Consider the following 18,851-nt stretch of genomic DNA (forward strand, 5'->3'; position numbering starts at 1 on the left):
AGGATGTTTTTGCCGAGCACCACGTGCTCTTGAACCTTTAAGACAACCCGCACCGTGTCCAAAACTGGCGCGATGGAAAGCTGCGTGATTTCACGTTCCACCAAGATGAAATTGTCGTTACTCCTGCTGGCATGCGGTCAGGCTGGCGCTGGTTTGCGCCATCTGATGTGATTGTCGTCACGCTTGATCCGAGCAAGATCGCACGATTTGCGCAATCCCAACTGGGGATACTGCTCGATCCACAACAGCTCTGCGATCTGCCCCAATTCACCGACGCCGATCTCTGCGCAGCAGGGGTCATCCTGCGCGACGCACTGGAAGATGACGACATTTCGTCTGCCGTGATGTTCGAGGCAATGAGCCGTGTGTTTCTCGTCAAGCTGCTACAGCGCTATGGCAAACGTCGCCCGGAAGAGGTGGAGCTCTCGGCCCGCTTCACATCACAGCACTACCAGGCTGTGTTATCCCATGTACAAAGTCGGCTGGATCAAACGATTTCCGTTGAAGAGCTGGCAAAGGAGACCGGCATGAGCCCCTCCCATTTCGCTCGCGTCTTTAAGGAAACACTGGGAACAACTCCAATGCAGTTCGTCATGGCATATCGCATCGAGCAGTCCATCAAGATGATGGAAGACGCCACGCGACCGCTTGGGGATATCGCTCTGGCCTGCGGATTCTCGGATCAGGCGCATTTTACCCGCAGCTTCAAACAGCTTACAGGACGGACCCCGCGCGCGCATCGGGCCACTCAAAAGACCTAAAGCAGAATCCTTCAAAACTTAGGCGGGCAGGTGCAATTAATCCTGTCGGCCACCGCGTATCTCATTGGTTATCGGGCTTCGAGCCCACCCAGATCACCACGAGGAGATACCCCAATGAAAAAGCTTTCCGTTACAGCCGCCGCAGCTCTCATGGCGTCCACGGCCGCCATTGCTCAGGTCGAGACCCGTACCGTAACCTTCGAGAACGAAGGTGCCATCCTGTCCGGCACCTTATATCTGCCAGAAGAGCGTAACGACGCGCTGCTACCTACCGTCGTCGTGACCGGTGCCTGGACGTCCGTTCAAGAGCAAATGCCCGCGAACTATGCCCGCGAGATGGCCGAACGTGGCTTTGCTGCCTTCACCTTCGATTTCCGGGGGTGGGGCAAATCTGGCGACCTGCCGAACAGCTTGCGCTTTGTGGAAAGCCCCGAAGCCAAAACCTCGGACATCAAGGCTGCGTTTGAGTTTGTCGCAACCCTGCCCGAAGTCGACGTCGATCACATCAACGGTTTGGGGATCTGTGCGTCCGCCGGCTACATGGTCGATGCCGTTTCCGGCAATCCGCTGGTGCAGCGCCTTGGTCTGGTGGCGCCGTGGCTGCAAAACAAAGAGATCGTCGAAGCGGTCTATTGTGGCGCGCAAGGCGTTGCTGGCCTGATCGAAGTCTCTCACGTTGCTGAAGCCAAAGGTGGTGAGATCATTCCTGCCGCTGGTCCTGAGGGGGCCGAAGGCGTTCTGATGCCAATCGGTGGATACTACTACGAAGCCGACCGCGGTGCGATCCCGGAATATGACGACAAGTGGAACAATGCAGGATGGGAAGGCTGGCTGACATATCACCCCGCCGACAATCCAGAACGCTTGGACAAACCGCTCTCCATTGTGCATTCCGAGAGCGCCGCTATTCCGCAGGGCGTGCAGACCTTCCTTGCAGGCTTTGCCGGTGATGCGACGGCACAGTGGCTGGAAGACGTGACCCAGTTCGATTTCTACGACAACCCCGAGGACGTCGCCCGAGCGGCTGAAACCATGGCCGAACACTTCCGCATTGGCCTTGACGGCTGACCTGATCAGGTAGGCGCCGGGCCAGGGGGATTGTCGCCATGCTGTCGGCAATCTCGAGGCGACGTGTTTCATCGTCCCTGGGCGTGACCTCTGGCCGGTTTCACGGCACACGCCTTGCGGTGTGCCGTTCCTGTTCAAACGGGTGGGAAAGCCTGGCCTCGGCGTCGTGGGCATCCATCGGTTCGCCGCAGTCGGGGCAGGTCATTTGTGGCCTTACGACTTGACCGCAGGTTTTGTGGACGATCAGCACGGGTGAAACCTCGGCGTTCAACCAGCGATCACCCCATTGTTTCAGCGCGATGATGAGCGTCCACAAGTCGCGCCCTTTCTCGGTCAGGCGGTATTCATGGCGTGGCGGGCGGACTGAATAGGGCGCACGCTGGATGATCTCTTGCGCTTCCAGTTTTTTCAAACGCTGCGACAGCAGGTGGGACGACATGCCCGTGAGGCGCAGGAAATCGTCAAATCGCCGGGTGCCCAGGAACATTTCCCGCACAATCAGAAGCGTCCATTCATCGCCCACCTGCGCAACAGCGCGTGCGATGGTGCAGGAGTGTGACGGAAGGTCAGAGCGGCTCATGAATGGTCACTTCATTTTTTGAATTGACTAGTTTCTAAAGTTGAAGTCTCCTGATTGTCAAACAAATCCCAAAGGGCTGCCCTGCAAGTGCTTTGCCCGACGCTGGCACTTGGCCAGCAGGTCTCGGAGAGGTCTGTCATGAAAGTCTATTTTGCACCCCAATCGCGTGCCGTGCGCACTGTCTGGCTGCTCGAAGAAATCGGGCAGCCCTATGAGCTGGAGAAATTCACGCTGGGCCAGAAAGAAATGCGTGGCCCCGACTACACGGCGATAAACCCCAATGGCCGTGTTCCCACGCTGGTTGATGGGGACGTCACGATCACCGAGAGCACCGCGATCGCGCAGTATCTGGCAGCCAAATATGCCCCGGACCTTGGGCCCGGCCCTGAGGCCCAGAACTTTGCCGAATACCTGCAATGGCTGCACTATGCCGAGGGCATGATCATGCCGCCGATCAACACCTATGTAGTCGAAACCATCCTGTTGCCGCCTGAACGGCGCAATGATGAGATCGCGGCACGCGCACTCAAGCTTTTGAACCGCACACTTGCGGCCGTCGAACGGCACATGGAAGGTCGGGAATTTCTGGCCGGAGAGTTCACGATTGCAGACACGATAACGGGTCACGCGGTTCTCATGGCACGGCGCTTGGGCGCAGACTTTGCACATCTGCCGAACCTGTCGGCCTATGCGGACCGGCTCGAGGCCAGGCCCGCCTTTCAGGCGGCAGAAACGGTATAGGCTAACGGTATGAGCGCAAAACCCATCTGTCTGATCATCGGTGCCGGGGACTATATCGGCGCAGCCATTGCCAAGCGTTTTGCCAGTGGTGGCTATCACGTCGTGATGGGCCGCCGCCGCGGGGGAAAATTCGCCCCGCTTATTGCCGAGATCGAAGCGGCAGGGGGCAGCGCCCAGGGCTTTACTTGGGACGCGCGCCAGGAAGAGACCGCTACAGAGATGTTCGCGCATGTCGAGGATGAGATCGGACCGATAGACATCTGCATCTTCAATGTCGGTGGCAATGTTCGGTTTCCCATTCTCGAAACGACGGAACGCGTGTTTCGCAAGGTCTGGGAAATGTGCGCCTATGCTGCGTTTCTATCCGGGCGGGAAGCCGCGAAATACATGGTCGCGCGGCGACGCGGCTCGATCTTTTTCACTGGGGCAACCGCGTCGGTTCGCGGCAGTTCGGGATATGCCGCCTTTGCCTCGGGTAAATTCGCGCTGCGGGGACTGGCGCAATCGATGGCCCGTGAATTGGGGCCGCAAAACATCCATGTGGCGCATCTTGTCATTGATGCGGGCGTCGACACCGAATTCGTGCGTGATCGGATGCAGCAGGCGGGCAAGGACCCTGTCAGCCTGCCACCAGACACGCTTATGAACCCCGAAAGCATTGCCGAAACCTATTGGACCCTGCATCACCAACAGCGCGATGGCTGGACGCACGAGCTGGATATCCGCCCCTACGCTGAAACATGGTGACCGCCGGCGGGGGGTGTGACCCCGCGCGCGCCAGCGCTCTCCCAAACCCACAGAAAGCGACGCAATGTTCGATCAATTGCTGAACGGGGTGCTCCCAGTCTTTGCGATTGGCGCGCTGGGCTTTGTCTTTGGTCTGCGTGGCATTTTTGATTTCAACATGGCCATGGCACTGAATAAATTCGTGATGTTCGTCGCGATGCCGGCACTGGGGTTTCGATTGCTGGCCAATGCCCCGCTGGGAGACTTCAACCTGGTCATGCTCGGCGGGTATTTTGTTACCGAATTGCTGATATATACCGCCGGTTTCCTGATCGCCCGGCGGATCTTCAAAGCAGATGTCATGGAGGCTGCTCTTCTGGGATCGGCCATCGCGCTGACCAACCACATCCTGTTCGTTCTGCCGATTGCGATCACCCTGTTTGGCGAAGGCGCAGTTACGCCGATTGTCGCCATCATCTCCATGGACGGGATGCTGATTTTCAGCGGGTCTTTGATCCTGATGGATGTTTTGGCGACCAAGGGTGCTTCTCTTGGGCACACAATTGGCAAGATCGCGCGCAATCCTCCCTTGGTTGCCATGGCACTTGGGCTTGTTGTCGGAGTGCTGGGCTTGTCAGTGCCCAGGGGCTTTGACGTCTTCACGGACTTTCTGGGCGGCACGGCGTCGCCGGTGCTGTTGTTTGCGCTTGGCGTCATTCTGAGCCAGAAGGTGAGCGGGTCCCGACCTATGTTGCCGGTGGTCATCACAGGTGTGAAGCTGGTGGTTCACCCGTTGCTCGCCTGGGCGATTTTTGCCGGCGTTCTGCAACTGGCACCCGAGGAGCGCAACCCGGCCATGATGGTGGCAGCTGCGCCTTGTGGGGTCATGGCCTTTATGATGGCACTGAACTATGGCGTGCGGGTTGACGCCATCGCCCGTGCCATTCTTTATTCATCGATAGGATCGTTGGTCACAGTGACACTGGCAGCAGCGCTATAGCGCGGCAGACAAATGAAAATTGTAGCAAGGAGAAAACATGACAGATAGTTTTTCAGGCGGCTGTGCCTGCGGTGCGATCCGCTACACCTCTTCAGGTCCTGCTCGATACATGGGCAATTGTCATTGCCGCCATTGTCAGCAGGCCACCGGTGGTGCCTATTTCCCCGCGGTTCTGGTTAAGCAATCCGATTTCAAAATCGAGCAGGGTGAGCCAAGCTGGTTTGAACGCCCAGCCGATCGTGGACATGCCATGCGCCGGGGTTTTTGTGCGACATGCGGCTCGCCATTGTTTCTGATTAACGGCGCGGGCGAGGGAGCGATCGTGATTTATGCAGGCAGCCTGGACGACCCGAGTTGGTACGCGCCCAGTCGTGACATCTTTGTAAAGAGCGCGCAGCCTTGGGACGTTATGGATCCGAACCTGCCAAAGTCCGATGAGATGCCCCGATAGGAACCCAAGCCCTCGGCATGGGTATTTTTGCGAGACTTGGAACACTTCCGCCTCGAACGCTGGGGCGGATTGATCTGCAAGGTCAGGTCCAATTCACGGTCTCCCGACCATGCAGATCAATGCGCGACGTCGCACTGCGAGTGTTGTCCGCGCCCTGCACAGCCCAAAATTCATGCACAGCGCCAGGCCCCTGAAGTGGTCGCACCACCGTGGCAACCGGCGCAGGTCAATCATCCAGCGGAATAAGCCCCGATTTTGGACGTCGTCAGCCTGTTGTTGACCAACGCTTCGGCAAATGTCACCGCCGCTGAAACACCGTCGATAACCGGCAAACCAAAATCCACACTGAGTTGCGCCATCAGATCGGCCATTCCCGCGCACCCCAGAACAATCGCTTCGGCGTTGTCCTGTTCGATTGCCTGGCGGATTTCAGAGCGAATTTTGAGCAGGGTTTCAGGATCACCGTCTTCGAGTTTGAGCACAGGTATGTCCGTGGCCCTGACGCGCACACATTTCCGGGACAGGCCATAACGCATCAGATTGTTTTCCAGCCCCGGAACCGAGCGGGACAGGGTGGTGATGACGCTGAATTTGGTCGCGACCATACCCGCCGCGTGATAGGCGGCCTCGCCGATACCCAAGACAGGAACCGAAACCAGAGAGCGCACGGCATCCAACCCGGTATCATCAAAGCAGGCAATGACGATCGCATCCACATCCGGATGTCTTGCGACTTCATCCAGCAGACCTGGAACGCATGTTGCGACGTCCAGAAAGCCCTGAATGCTGGCCGGTCCGCTTTGCGAGTTCGCGGCGACGATTTCGGTGTCATCGCGCGCCACAGAGCGCGCGGCAGCTGCAATCTTCTGTGTCATCGAGACAGTGGTATTGGGGTTAATGACTAGGATTTTCATGTCCGATCAGACCTCGCCGCCCAAATACGCTGCCTTGATCCGGTCATCGTGCAGCAATTCCTTGGACTTGCCTTCGATCACCACATTGCCGGTGGCCATGGCATAGGCGCGGTGCGAAATGCTGAGCGCCATGCGCGAATTCTGTTCCACCAGCAGCACGGACACCCCTTCGTCGCGGTTGATAGCAACGATTGAACGGGCAATGTCCTGGACCAGCTTGGGGGCTATCCCCAGGCTGGGTTCATCCAGCAGCAACAGCTTGGGTTTGGCCATCAGGGCGCGCCCGATCACCATCATCTGCTGTTCGCCGCCCGACAATGTGCCAGCCGCCTGTGTGTAGCGTTCCTTGAGCCGCGGAAACCGGGTCAGAATGCTGTCCAATGTGGTCTGGATGTCGGCCTTGTTGGTGCGGGTGAAGGCCCCCATCATCAGGTTGTCCTTGACCGACATGAATGGAAACACCCGCCGCCCTTCGGGCACCATGGCAATGCCGCGTTTGACGATGCTGGACGGATTGACACCATCCACGCGGTCGCCTTCGAACGTGACAGAGCCTTTGACCGGATTGGCCAGCCCGGTAATGGCGCGCAGGATCGACGATTTCCCGGCACCATTGGCACCGATCAACGCAACGGTTTCGCCCTGGTTGACGGTCAGCGACACCCCCTTCAGCGCATAGACATGGTCGTAATACAGCTCGACGTTTTTGAAATCCAACAGTGCTGTCATGGCCTACATCCCGATTTCATCATCGACACTGCCCAGATAGGCTTCGATGACTTTTTCATTGTTCTGGATTTCCGACGGTGTGCCTTCGGCGATCTTTTCGCCAAAGTTCAACACGACGATCCGGTCCGAAATCGTCATGACTGCGGGCATATCGTGTTCCACCAGCATGATGGTCACGCCACGTTCGTCACGCACCGAACGTACCAGATCGACCATGTTCATGGTTTCATCATGGTTCATGCCTGCAAAAGGTTCGTCCAGAAGCAGAACCTTGGGGTCTGTTGCCAGACCGATGGCGATGCCCAACGCGCGCAGATTGCCCTGCGGCAGGTTGCTGGCCAGTTCGTTGCTGATCGCGGACATGCCCAGAAAGTCGAGCAGCTCGTCGGCGTATTGGCCAAAGGCAGTAACGTCTTCCCTGGCGGTTTTGGACCCCCAGAAGTACCCGGCCAGCGACGCCTTGGCGCGCAGATGCTGGGCCACAACCACGCTTTCACGCACAGTCATGCTTTTGAAGATCGTGGTTTCCTGGAACGTTCGAACGATGCCTTTTCGCGCTACGATGTGTGGTTTCAGGTTCGAAATCCTTTCGCCGCGATACAGCACCTCGCCTGTTGTGGTGGGGGTAAACGAGGAGATCATCTTGAACAAGGTCGATTTCCCGGCCCCGTTTGGTCCGATCACCGACAGGATTTCGTTTTCGGAAACGTCAAAGTTGATGTCGTTGTTTGCGGTCAAGCCACCGTATTTTTTGGTGACGTTTTTGACCTGTAGCAGAGCGCTCATTTTTCACCCCCTTTGCCGATACGCAGGCTGAGCAGCCCATTGGGGAGAAAACGGATCACCGCGATCAGGATGATCGAATAGACCAGCATCTGGTACTTCCCGAGCTCGAACAAAAGGTCCCAGCCAAAGTAGAGCACCAGCGTGCCCAGCATCGGACCAAAGACATACCCCAGCCCACCCAAAAAGCAGTTGAGCATGAAATTTACCGAGTCCGCGACCTGAAAGCTGGAAGGATAGACCGACTGGGCGATGGACCCGAACATTGCTCCGCCGATGCCGCCAAAGAAGCTGGATATGGCAAAGACGACGATGCGGATATATGAGATGTTGACACCGATCGAGCTGGCCAGTTCCTCGTTCTGCTGCATGGACCGGCACAGGTGGCCCAACCGTGAATTCACCAGACGATAAAGGGCGGCATAGGTGGTAATCATCAGAATGCAGGCCGTGTAGTAGAACGCAAGTTTGGTGTTGGCCATGGCGGCGAAATCAGGGATCAGCGGGATACCTAGGATTGACATGCCCGCGGGCAGGGGGATCGACGAAATCCCCTTGGCCCCATTGGTGATGGGCAGCGCCAGCGCGGTCAGCGTCACCACCTGGGTCAGGACCAGGGTGATCATCGCGAAATAGACGCCGCGCAACCGCAGGATCGGCAGGCCGATCACCACCGCGACCAGGGCCGCGAACAATCCAGCCGCTGGCAGCGAGATCCAGAACGACCACCCGGCCTTGACCACCAGAATGGCCGACACATAGGCCCCGATCAGAGCAAATGCGCCCTGACCGATGTTGATGCGGCCGATGTAGAAGGTCAGCCAGACCCCGGCGCTGGCGATGGCCAGAAGCGCGACCGACGTGAGCGTAAAGTAAAAGTCCCAGCGCCCCGTAGCACCGATGATCAACGGCACGCCGACAAAGATGGCAAACAGGAACACTCCGACGCCAATCAGTTGTTTTGCAGAGAATTTCATCATCAGATCAACCCCACGGCTTGCCCATCAGGCCCTGAGGCCGGATGGCAAGAAAGATCATCAGCGACACGAAAATCAGCAGATAGGTGATGTCGCCATATTGCGAGAGAACCGCCAGGCCGATAGCCTCCATGAAGCCCAGAATAATGCCCCCCCAGATCGCTCCGGAGATCACGCCGGCTCCACCGATCATCACCATCATGAATGCCTTGATTGATGTTGGTCCGCCCATGCCCAGATTCACGCCGGTGATGGTCACCAGCAGGCCACCGACCAGCCCGGCCAGCATCGCGCCGAGCGCAAAGCCGATCATCGAATAGCGGTCCACATTCACCCCCATCAACTGGGCAGCCGTGCGGTCCTGGGCCAGCGCACGCAGGGCGCGACCGGTTTTGGTGTATTGCATCAACCCGATGAATGCGACGATCGACAGGATCGCCAGAACACAGATCAATATCCGGTCATAGGGCATGATCAGGCGGAAATCATAGTTGAACACGCCATCGACGATCTTTGGGACACCACGTTGTTTCTCTCCGAACACCAACAGGATCACCGCGTCGAGCAGAAAGGCGATCCCGGCGGCCAGCAGCATCGTGCTTTCCTCGCGGGCGGATGCCTTGATCACAGGGGCAAACAGGAGTTTTTCGATCAGCGCGCCCAGAATGGCCAGGGTGACGCAGGACATGATCAGGGCGAGCACAAACGGCACACCCCACTGGCCATAGAATGTATAGGTGACGAAACCGCCGATCACATACATTTGGCCATGAGCAAAATTGAGGACATTCATCAGGGCGAAAATCAGGGTCAGACCTAACGCGATCATTGCGTATTGGGACCCCAGATAGACACCATTAGCCAATATCTGTTCCATGACGGCTTTCTTTCTTGGAAAAGCCCCGGGCCAGAACGGCCCGGGAAAGTCTGCTCAGGAAAAACCTGGCAAGGGGAGTTGGTCTTAGTCGACTTCGGCAACGAACAGCGTTTCAAACGCACCGTCGCGATAGACATTCACCACCAGCGGCACAGCCACCTGACGGCGCTGACCAAAGGACGACATCCCGACATAGCGCAGCTTGGCGTCGCCATTCATATAGGGGTTGGGAGCCTCGAATGTGTCCATGGTGGTCTGGAACGACCCCACATCACTGATGGCCGCCGGATCCGCCTTGAGCGTTTCCAGGATATATTCCAGGGCATAAACCTTGGTGTTGGATTCATCGTTATATTCGCCGAACATATCTGTGTAACGCTGGACGAATTCTTTCATCATGGGCGAGGCCAGTTCCGGCGTGGACGCACCGCCGACCGAAATGAACCCATTGGCCAGATCCCCAGCCCCTTCGGCCAGAACACCGGCATCCTGCGCGGTTTCGGTGGAAATCAATCCTTGGAAACCCAACTCGCGCGCCGAGCGGATCAGCTGGGGCGCATTTGCAGGCGATACCCCGGACAGCACCAACAAATCGGGGCGTGTGCGCATGATCGGGGTCAGAACCGGGGTGAAATCCGTGGTATCGACCTGATAGGTCACATTGTCAGAGACCACCTCCAACCCCAGCGCCTTTGCCGCCGCAACGCCGCCGTCGCGCTGGCTCAGCGGGTCGGATTCATTTGCTGCGATGAAGGCGACGGTTTTGACGCCTTCGTTTTCCATCAGGTGCTTATAGATCGCGGGGCCAGACTGGTAATTCGCCACCATGCCCAGAACCGCGTTGGATGCGGGCGCTGTGTACAGCGATTTGGGGAAGGCATAGGGGAAATACATGATGCCGTTGGCCTCGGCCACCGGGCGCACGGCTGCCGCGCCGTCATCGACGTTGGGGCCGACCACATAGTGGATGCCTTCCTGGGCCATCTTTTCCATACCGGCGATGGCGCGTTTGGGGTCTTTCTGATCGTCAAATGACACGATTTCGATGTCATAGGTTGTGCCGCCGATGGTGTAGCCACCGGTTTCGTTCAACCAGGCCGCGCGGGCCTCCATCGAACGCTGGTTTGAAATCCCCCAAGCCGCAGCAGGACCGCTGGTCACGCCAACAAAGCCGATTTTTAGGACTGGATTTTCCGCAACAACTGTCGTGGCCTGGACCGCTGTGAGTGCCACAGCTGTCACCGCTGCCTTTATCAGTGTTCTACGTTGCATTTTCATCTCCCGTTGAATTCGATTTCAGCGCCTTGGGCACCGTTATTGATCGGCAAATCTGATGGGCGCATCACGTATGCCGCGCCTCGACTTCACGATTGTTAACAATTTTTGTCAACACAATTTGCACAAGTGGTCGACAAAAAGCTCTCGCACTTGGTGCAAGGCTGACTTAAAGTTTAGATGTATCGGGTGCCCCCGGTGCCGTCCAACCAGACGTAGTTGAAAGGTTTCAGAGTGAGCACCAAATCTCAGCCAACCGGCCCAGGTGAAAAGGATATTTCATTTGAACCGGACGAAAATCTGATCGTCGAGCGAATCTATAAGGCCGTGATGGAACAGCGGTTGGCGCCGAACACGAAGCTGAGCGAAGCGCGCCTGTGCGAGACTTTTGGTGTGGGGCGTATGCGGGTTCGTCGGGCGCTTTTGTTGCTGTCCAGTCAGGGAATCATCGACCTACAGTCGAATCGTGGTGCGTTTGTCGCCTGTCCGGACAAATCCGAAGCCAACGATGTTTTTGCGGCCCGGATGCTGATCGAGCCGCCGCTGGTTCGGCAACTGGCACAGCAGGCGAGCAAGGCCAGTCTGACGCTTTTGTCTGATCATATTGCGCTAGAGGATGATGCCCACAAGGGAAACGAACGCACCGAAATTATCCGTCTGTCCGGTGAATTTCATACAAAGCTCGCGCAAGCGACCGGAAACAACTTTATCACACGCATGATGCGAGAGCTGGTCACACGCACGTCTTTGATTGTCGGTCTGTTCGGTTCGTCAGAAAACGCCATTTGCCCGGATGACGAACACATCAGAATACTCGAAGCGATAGAGGCCCGGGACCCGGACCGGGCCGAACAGCTGCTGATTTCGCATCTGAATCATATTCAACACGGTTTGGATATGGATGTACGACGCCAGCCAGAGGACGATCTGGCCCATATTCTGGGATCCACCTGATCGTATTCTCGCGTTGATCACAGGCATTTCGCCTGGCGCGCAGATAAACAACACCGGGCTTTGCAACGTCGGCGGAACAAGTGTCCCAGGATCGCGCCGCCCATCTTCTGTGGCGTAGACCTGTTGCTCCGGGAGGCCCGTTGCGGGTTTGCAGGTGCCGCAAAACCTGCGGGTTACAGCGGGTCAGAGATGTGAAAGCGTAGCCAACTGTATGGTTGTGTTGGGCAAAACCACATCCTACTATCCTCGGGATTAATGACCTTCGCCTATTTTACAGGAGCGCACCGCGATTTTTCGACAGGCCAGAATTGTCCACGGCTTGGCGAAGAGGACGCGCTGCGACATTGGAGTTAGAACATGCCGCGCGGTTTCAAACCCGAAATAACTTTAGCCAGAGACACGTTGATGTCGCTGATGTGCGTCGCAGTGACGGCGATCATGGTTTTTCTGATGGCGCCTGTCGCCAATGCACAAGCCGTGGACACGACACAGTTGCAGCAGACTGTTGATGATCTGTCATCGACGCTGAACCAGGACCAGGTCAACGCCCTGAGCCAGTTCCTGACAGCCATGTCCCAGGAAACGTCGGCGGTTCCCGTCGCGGACGGGGAACAGCCGACTTTGATAGGGGCCTTGAAAACCGCGGCCGTGAATTTTGTTTCCTATGTCAAAGCCAGCTTTGGAATTCTACCCAGCTTTATCGCGACATTGTTGGCGGCTTTTGGCGGGTTTATTGCCACTATGGGCATCGGCGGGCTCAGCTTGTTTGCGCTCAAGCTGGCAGCGGCTGTAGCGGTCGGTTTCGGCGCGAGCATGTTGGCCAGCTTTGTGGTTTCCAAGCTGCGGCGCAACCTGAATGTTCATGATGAGATCGGGGATGAATTGGGCGATCAGGTCAGAACGTTGACCTTGCGCTTCTTTATGGATGGGGCCGGTTTGATTGCCTTTGCGATTGCGTCGCTTGCCGTGGCGCGCCTTATTTTTACCATGCCGAATGACGCGACATTGGCGGCGTCGATGATTTCGCTGCTGTTGTTGACCCCTCTGATCGCCCGGGCGATTTTCCGGTTTCTGCTGGCACCGCATCGGCCGGACCTGCGTACGGTCACGACAGATGATTGGACAGCCCAGTTCATTTCACGCAGCTTTGTCGGGATTGCGTTCGTTGGGGGGGCCGCATTTTTTGTGAACGGCCAGATGATGGATGCGTCGCTGGAGTGGAAAAATGGCCTGCGGTTTTATGCCGGGTTCGCCATTCATGCCTGGATCATCTATGTGACCTGGCGTGCGCGGGCCGGGTTGACATCTATTCTGCTGGGCAATGATGACAACCAGACAACCGGGTTGGCGCGGATGGCGGCCTGGTGGCCCAAGGTCACCATGATCCTGGTGTCGCTCAACTGGTTGACCATGCAGATCCTGATCGCAAACGATGTGCGTTCGATCACTCCGGTGGCCAGCGTATCGGGGTTGGTTCTGGTGGTTGCTGCACCGTTTCTGGACACGGTCCTGCGCGGCTTCGTCAATCACTTTGTTCCCAAACCGGACTCCACCAGCCAGGTCGCGATCGAGGCAAGCCAGAAAATCCGCTTTAGCTATGTTCGTATCGGCCGGGTGCTGTTGATTACGTCTTTGGTTTTGATGATCGGTAAACTTTGGGGACTGGGTGTCGGGAACCTGCAAGAAGGCAGCATGGGTCAGAAGGTGGCTCTGAACGGCATCGAGGCGCTGTTGGTGGTTGCCGTCGGTTATATCATCTGGGAGATTCTGAACCTCTGGGTGAACAACCGCCTGGCCGAAGAAACCGGAGGAGCCGAACAAACCAGCGAAGATGCCGAAGCTGGTGGTGCAGGCAAAAGCCGTCTGGTTTCGGTCTTGCCGCTGATCCATATGGCGGCTCAGGCGACGATTATTACCATCACGGCCCTGCTGACGATCTCGCAGTTCGGGATTGATATTGCCCCGTTGCTGGCTGGGGCGGGCGTGTTGGGGCTGGCCATTGGTTTTGGGGCCCAGACCCTGGTCAAGGATGTGGTGTCGGGCGTGTTCTTCCTGCTGGATGATGCGTTCCGGTTGGGCGAATTCGTCGATGTCGGCGGCACATTGGGCGCGATCGAAAGCATCTCGGTGCGGTCATTGCGTCTGCGCGATGCCACCGGCCCGGTGCATATCGTACCCTATGGCGAAATTGCCAAGCTGACCAACCACAGCCGTGACTATGTGATCATGAAGCTCAAGTTTACCGTGCCGTTTGACACCGACCTTGAGAAAGTGCGCAAGCTGTTCAAGAAGATCGGTCAGGAATTGATGGCGGATCCGGCCCATGCAGAAAACATGCTGGCACCGTTCAAATCCCAGGGGGTCGCGGATGTGAATGACGTGGGTATTGTGCTGCGCGGTAAGTTTACCGCAAAACCGGGCACCCAATTCATGATGCGCAAGGACATCTACAACAAGGTTCAAAAAGCGTTCGAAGAGAACGGGATCGAATTTGCCCGCAAGGAAGTTCGGGTGAATATGCCCGAAGGGCACGACCAGCATCCATTGACCGAAGAACAGAAGAAAACGTTGTCTGCTGCTGTGGCCGAGGCGGCGGAACCCGCCGATCAGGGCGCAGGCTCGGCTGCACCAAAGGATGATCGCTGATCTTTTGATCCGGACGCGCGGCCGCCATTGACGCCGGCCTTCGTAACAATCGTCAAATGCCCCGGGCTGGTCTGGCCCGGGGCATTTGCGTTTCTACTGTTCAAGGTGCCGCAACGGTTTTCTGGTTCCTGGCCGGTGAACCGCCTAGGTTGCATGCAAGGGTTGGCAACCGGCCTGAGTGGGTGTGTTGCACAGCCTATGTCCGCGATCACAGGGATATGTTCATGACCCAAAACGACCCACATTCCGCTGTCTTTGCCGGTGTAGCGTTGCTGGACGCGCAAAGGGCGGCGCAGAACCACGAAGGCACGCCCTCTGCGCGCCTGAGAATGGATCGGTTGAGCCGGGCAATCGACCTTCTGGTCACCCATAAATCCGACTACCAGCAGGCCCTGAGCGCGGATTTTGGCCATCGGTCTCCCGATTTCACCGCCTTTGCCGATGTGGCCACGTCAATCAATGCGCTGCGACATGCACGCAAACACGTGAAATCCTGGATGCGGCCCAGTCGCCGGGCGTTGGAGTTTCCACTGGGGTTGACCGGAGCAAGTGGCCGGATCGAATACCAGCCCAAGGGTGTTGTGGGGATCATGGCCCCGTGGAATTTTCCACTGAATCTGATGTTTGTTCCGCTCGCCGGAGCTTTGGCGGCAGGCAATCGCGTGTTGATGAAACCGTCAGAGTTTACCCCCGCAACCTCGGCGCTGACCGCCCGACTGATTGCTCAGTCATTTGCCCCGCAAGAGGTCAGTGTCATCACCGGGGACGTGGCGACGGGGGCGGCGTTTTCTGCGTTGGCGTTGGATCATCTCGTGTTTACCGGGTCGACCGCTGTCGGGCGCCATGTCATGCGCGCGGCTGCTGAAAACCTGGTTCCCGTGACGCTGGAACTGGGCGGGAAATCCCCGGTGATCATTGGCGCTTCGGCCGATCTGCAAATGGCGGCAACCCGCATCATGCACGGCAAGATATTCAATGCGGGCCAGATCTGCATTGCCCCCGATTACGTGCTGCTTTCCAAGGACCAACAGGCGAAATTTGCAGCGGCAGCAGAAAAGGCCGTCGACCAGATGTTCCCCGGTGGGCTCAGGGACAACCCCGACTATACCTCGATCCTGAACCAGGCGCATTATGACCGAATGCAGGATTATTTGCGTGACGCCCGCGACAAGGGGGCGAACATTATCGAACTGAACCCCAAGAGCGAAGATTTTGCACAGCAACCTCATCACAAATTGCCGCCAACCCTGATCCTGGGAGCGACCGATGATATGGCGGTCATGCAACAGGAGATATTCGGACCGCTTTTGCCTGTGCGCGATTGTCCAGATACTGCCGCGGCAATCCAATATGTGAATGCGCATCCCCGTCCGCTTGCCTTGTATTTCTTTGGCCGTTCGCGTCGCGAAGAATACGACGTCCTGTCCCAGACCGTGTCGGGTGGGGTGACGGTGAATGACACAATCATGCATATCAGCCAGGACAATCTTCCGTTTGGCGGAGTGGGTCCATCAGGGATGGGACGCTATCATGGTACGGACGGATTTCGCGAATTCAGTCACCAAAAGGCCGTGTTCCGCCAGATGCAGCCCGATCTGCTCAGGTTTCTGCGCCCCCCCTATGGGCGTGCGTTTCGGGCGTATCTGAAAACTCTTGTCAAACGCTGACTGTCGGTACGGTCCTTGTGTTTGTCGCAAACCGTAAAGCTTGGCATGAATGCCCAGAGTGAAATCACAGGGAGTGAAATCACAGGCGGGCAGGCGACCCATTGGGTGGGTGGTTTTGTGATCCAAACACGAGAGAGGAATCACAGATGGCTGGAACACAGCTGAAAGCGGCAGAGTTCATTCACGGCCTGAAATCAACCGATCTGCCGCCTGCCGTGCTGCATATGGCGCGCCGCTGTCTGGTGGATACGATTGCGATCTGGGTCGCAGGGATGGAGACCGACACCAGTCGGATTGCCCGCGACCACGCAGTGCGCCGCTATGGCGGCGCGTTGGCGATGCCGTTTGACGGGCGTTTGGTCAATCCCGTCGGCTTTGCCTTTGCGGGGGCGGCGACCATTGATGCCATCGACGGGCATGATGGGCATCAATCCTGCAAGGGGCACGCCAGCGTCGCGTTGGTTCCGACGGTTCTGGCCGAACTTGGGGCAGATCCGGCTGGGGACTTGGATGATCTTTTGACACATCTGGTGGTGGGGCACGAAATTGCTATCCGATCTGCGCTCTCGTTGCACGCCACGGTGCCGGACTACCATTCGTCCGGGGCGTGGAACGCGCTGGGCTGTGCGGCCATCGCTGCGCGGTTGCGGGGACTGGGCCACGACGGGACCCGGCATGCACTGGGCATTGCGGAATACTATGGTCCGCGGGCCCAGATGATGCGCTGTATTGATCATCCATCCATGGTCAAGGACAGCAGCGCCTGGGGCGCATTGACCGGGGTGTCGGCCGCCGATCTGGCCGAAGACGGGTTCACGGGCGCACCGGCCATCACCTGCGAGGCACCAGAGGTGGCCGAAATCTGGGCCGATCTGGGGCACCGCTGGCGGATCCTCGAAAGCAATTTCAAAGCCTACCCGATTTGCCGATGGGGCCAGCCCCCGGTCGAAGCCGTTTTGACCCTGATGCAGGACCATGAGGTCGCGTTTGAAGACGTGACAGAGATTCTAGTGACCACCTTTCACGAAGCAACCCGTCTGGCGTCCCGTCGCCCTGCGGATGGGGATACGGCGCAATACAGCCTGCCACTGGCGGTGGCATTGGCCCTGCGGCACGCGACGATCCTGCCGGACCATCTTTTGCCGGGCTGCTATGACCAGCCCGAGATCTGGAAGCTTGTCGATCAGGTCTGCTTTGCGGAATCCGATGACTACAACGCGGCCTTTCCTGACGAACGGTTTGCCGATGTGACCCTGTCCATGCGGGACGGGCGTCGATTGGTGTCTGAGGCCGCCGTGGCGCGGGGCAATTTTGATGCACCGTTGGCAGATGCCGAGCTTGTGGCCAAACTGGACCACTACGGCACCGCGCGGCTATCGACTGAGGCCCGCCAACAGATTGCCAGCATCCTGTCCGGGGGTGCGCCTGCGCCGTCGCTGAGGGATCTCATCGCCTGTTTGCATCCGCAGGCATCATGACACAACGCAAAATCGGGCAGAGCAGCCGGGGAAATGGCTTGACTCCAGAGCGATAGAGGGGGACCTGGCGGGGTGAAACTGGGCGTGACTTGTCAGGTTGGTGTTGTCAGGCACGACACGACCAATGGAGGCGAAGTCAGAGATCAAGTCTGGTGAATTCGACGCCCTGGCCGCGCAAACGATCAACGCCGCCCCAATGGAGCGGCGTTTTGGTCTGTCTCCCAGTTTGGCCTAGCGCATCGTGCGATCCAGAAAATCAATCATTTCCGATGCGATTTCCTCGCCGAATTCTTCGAGCGCGAAATGTCCGGTGTCCAGCAGGTGGAATTCCACGTCTTTCAGATCGCGTTGGTACGGATATGCCCCATCAGCGGGAAAGATCACGTCGTTCTTGCCCCACATCAACAGCGTCGGCGGCTGATGTTCCCGGAACAAGGCCTGCCATTTCGGGTATTCGGCAACATTGGTGCCATAATCCAGAAACATCTCGAGCTGAACTTCCTGATTGCCGGGGCGATCCAGCAGATACTGAACGTGCCAGAAATTGTCTGGGCTGATCGCTGTTGGGTTTTGGGTCCCGTGGGTGAACTGCCATTTTGTGGCATCCATGGTCAGAAATGCCCGCAAGGTGTCGCCGTTCTCCGCGCTGGGATTGGACCAATAGGTTTTGATCGGATCCCAGAATTCACGCAGCCCTTCGTCATAGGCATTGCCGTTCTGAATGATGAACCCGCTGACCCGTTCGGGGTTGTTGGCGAACATTCGATATCCAACCGGCGCACCGTAATCCATCAGATAGACCGCATAGTGATCGACGCCTTTGGCATCCAGCAATTCAGTGACGATGCGGGCGGTGTTTTCAAAGCCATAATCGTACGTGGCTGCATCCGGCATGTCCGACGCGCCAAAGCCGGGGTAATCCGGCGCGATCACGTGATAACGTTCGGCCAATTCAGGGATCAGGTTGCGGAACATATGCGAGGACGTGGGAAACCCGTGCAGAAGCAGAACGGTTGGTTTGGCCGGATCTCCGGCTTCGCGATAGGCGATGGTCAACCCGTCAATCTGTTGGGTTTTGAATGTGGCTTTGGTTTGGGGCGCTTGTCCAGCATCCACCGCCGAGGAAAGCGCTGCTGCGAGCAGAATTGCGCTGCCCAGCAGGGCGGCACGTAACGTTTGGAGTGTCTTGGGGGGCATGTGATTACCTTTCATGAGGGAGGGGGA

18 protein-coding genes are annotated in these 18,851 nt (G+C 57.6%); 10 read left to right on the top strand and 8 right to left on the bottom strand.

Features of this window, described 5'->3' with window-relative positions:
- Positions 1-167 precede the first annotated feature (167 nt).
- Both QEZ52_RS07990 and QEZ52_RS07995 read left to right on the top strand, forming a co-directional pair.
- Positions 168-761 carry a helix-turn-helix domain-containing protein gene (locus tag QEZ52_RS07990; RefSeq protein WP_406649241.1) on the top strand — a complete coding sequence of 198 codons (594 nt, stop codon included), beginning with the start codon at positions 168-170 and terminating at the stop codon, positions 759-761.
- A gap of 114 nt (positions 762-875) precedes the next feature.
- Positions 876-1,829, top strand: coding sequence for an alpha/beta hydrolase (locus tag QEZ52_RS07995; RefSeq protein WP_406649242.1), 954 nt, complete (start codon positions 876-878; stop codon positions 1,827-1,829).
- 100 nt (positions 1,830-1,929) lie between these two features.
- On the opposite strand, the gene QEZ52_RS08000 is transcribed toward QEZ52_RS07995, so the two are convergent.
- Positions 1,930-2,352, bottom strand: a complete 423-nt coding sequence (locus QEZ52_RS08000) for a winged helix-turn-helix transcriptional regulator (RefSeq protein ID WP_406649243.1) — start codon at positions 2,350-2,352, stop codon at positions 1,930-1,932.
- A 195-nt stretch (positions 2,353-2,547) separates the two neighbouring features.
- On the opposite strand from QEZ52_RS08000, the gene QEZ52_RS08005 reads away from it, so the two are divergent.
- The 4 genes from QEZ52_RS08005 (at position 2,548) to QEZ52_RS08020 (ending at position 5,327) form a co-directional block, all read left to right on the top strand.
- Positions 2,548-3,150 (top strand): glutathione S-transferase family protein, encoded by a 603-nt coding sequence (locus QEZ52_RS08005; RefSeq protein ID WP_406649244.1) that lies wholly within the window; start codon positions 2,548-2,550, stop codon positions 3,148-3,150.
- A gap of 9 nt (positions 3,151-3,159) precedes the next feature.
- A complete protein-coding gene (locus tag QEZ52_RS08010) occupies positions 3,160-3,897 on the top strand; it encodes an SDR family oxidoreductase (RefSeq protein ID WP_406649245.1) in 738 nt (245 codons plus the stop codon).
- Between the two features lie 64 nt (positions 3,898-3,961).
- Positions 3,962-4,876, top strand: a complete 915-nt coding sequence (locus QEZ52_RS08015) for an AEC family transporter (RefSeq protein WP_406649246.1) — start codon at positions 3,962-3,964, stop codon at positions 4,874-4,876.
- A 37-nt stretch (positions 4,877-4,913) separates the two neighbouring features.
- Positions 4,914-5,327 carry a GFA family protein gene (locus QEZ52_RS08020; protein ID WP_406649247.1) on the top strand — a complete coding sequence of 138 codons (414 nt, stop codon included), beginning with the start codon at positions 4,914-4,916 and terminating at the stop codon, positions 5,325-5,327.
- Between the two features lie 230 nt (positions 5,328-5,557).
- On the opposite strand, the gene QEZ52_RS08025 is transcribed toward QEZ52_RS08020, so the two are convergent.
- The 6 genes from QEZ52_RS08025 to QEZ52_RS08050 all read right to left on the bottom strand — a co-directional run bounded on the left by QEZ52_RS08025 (position 5,558) and on the right by QEZ52_RS08050 (position 10,879).
- Complete coding sequence (locus QEZ52_RS08025; RefSeq protein ID WP_406649248.1) at positions 5,558-6,241, bottom strand: aspartate/glutamate racemase family protein; 684 nt, start codon at positions 6,239-6,241, stop codon at positions 5,558-5,560.
- A gap of 6 nt (positions 6,242-6,247) precedes the next feature.
- The gene (locus QEZ52_RS08030; protein ID WP_406649249.1) at positions 6,248-6,970 is read right to left on the bottom strand and encodes an ABC transporter ATP-binding protein; all 723 of its coding nucleotides are present in this window, start codon (positions 6,968-6,970) and stop codon (positions 6,248-6,250) included.
- Positions 6,971-6,973: 3 nt separating this feature from the next.
- Positions 6,974-7,756 (bottom strand): ABC transporter ATP-binding protein, encoded by a 783-nt coding sequence (locus QEZ52_RS08035; RefSeq protein ID WP_406649250.1) that lies wholly within the window; start codon positions 7,754-7,756, stop codon positions 6,974-6,976.
- Complete coding sequence (locus tag QEZ52_RS08040; RefSeq protein ID WP_406649251.1) at positions 7,753-8,733, bottom strand: branched-chain amino acid ABC transporter permease; 981 nt, start codon at positions 8,731-8,733, stop codon at positions 7,753-7,755. Before QEZ52_RS08040 ends, QEZ52_RS08035 begins: the two co-directional genes overlap by 4 nt.
- Positions 8,734-8,737: 4 nt before the next feature.
- The gene (locus QEZ52_RS08045; protein WP_406649252.1) at positions 8,738-9,607 is read right to left on the bottom strand and encodes a branched-chain amino acid ABC transporter permease; all 870 of its coding nucleotides are present in this window, start codon (positions 9,605-9,607) and stop codon (positions 8,738-8,740) included.
- A gap of 84 nt (positions 9,608-9,691) precedes the next feature.
- A complete protein-coding gene (locus QEZ52_RS08050) occupies positions 9,692-10,879 on the bottom strand; it encodes an ABC transporter substrate-binding protein (RefSeq protein WP_406649253.1) in 1,188 nt (395 codons plus the stop codon).
- 237 nt (positions 10,880-11,116) lie between these two features.
- Here QEZ52_RS08050 and QEZ52_RS08055 point away from each other — a divergent pair, with 237 nt between their 5' ends.
- From QEZ52_RS08055 to QEZ52_RS08070, 4 genes are all read left to right on the top strand, one after another.
- On the top strand, positions 11,117-11,836 hold the full coding sequence (locus QEZ52_RS08055) for a GntR family transcriptional regulator (protein ID WP_406649254.1): 720 nt from the start codon (positions 11,117-11,119) through the stop codon (positions 11,834-11,836).
- 357 nt (positions 11,837-12,193) lie between these two features.
- Positions 12,194-14,482, top strand: a complete 2,289-nt coding sequence (locus tag QEZ52_RS08060) for a mechanosensitive ion channel family protein (protein ID WP_406649255.1) — start codon at positions 12,194-12,196, stop codon at positions 14,480-14,482.
- Positions 14,483-14,706: 224 nt separating this feature from the next.
- Positions 14,707-16,149 (top strand): coniferyl aldehyde dehydrogenase, encoded by a 1,443-nt coding sequence (locus tag QEZ52_RS08065; protein ID WP_406649256.1) that lies wholly within the window; start codon positions 14,707-14,709, stop codon positions 16,147-16,149.
- A gap of 146 nt (positions 16,150-16,295) precedes the next feature.
- Complete coding sequence (locus QEZ52_RS08070; RefSeq protein ID WP_406649257.1) at positions 16,296-17,627, top strand: MmgE/PrpD family protein; 1,332 nt, start codon at positions 16,296-16,298, stop codon at positions 17,625-17,627.
- A gap of 231 nt (positions 17,628-17,858) precedes the next feature.
- On the opposite strand, the gene QEZ52_RS08075 is transcribed toward QEZ52_RS08070, so the two are convergent.
- On the bottom strand, positions 17,859-18,824 hold the full coding sequence (locus QEZ52_RS08075) for an alpha/beta fold hydrolase (protein ID WP_406649258.1): 966 nt from the start codon (positions 18,822-18,824) through the stop codon (positions 17,859-17,861).
- Between the last annotated feature and the right edge of the window lie 27 nt (positions 18,825-18,851).

This window comes from Aliisedimentitalea scapharcae, assembly GCF_045277565.1.
GTDB classification, from domain to species: domain Bacteria; phylum Pseudomonadota; class Alphaproteobacteria; order Rhodobacterales; family Rhodobacteraceae; genus Aliisedimentitalea; species Aliisedimentitalea scapharcae.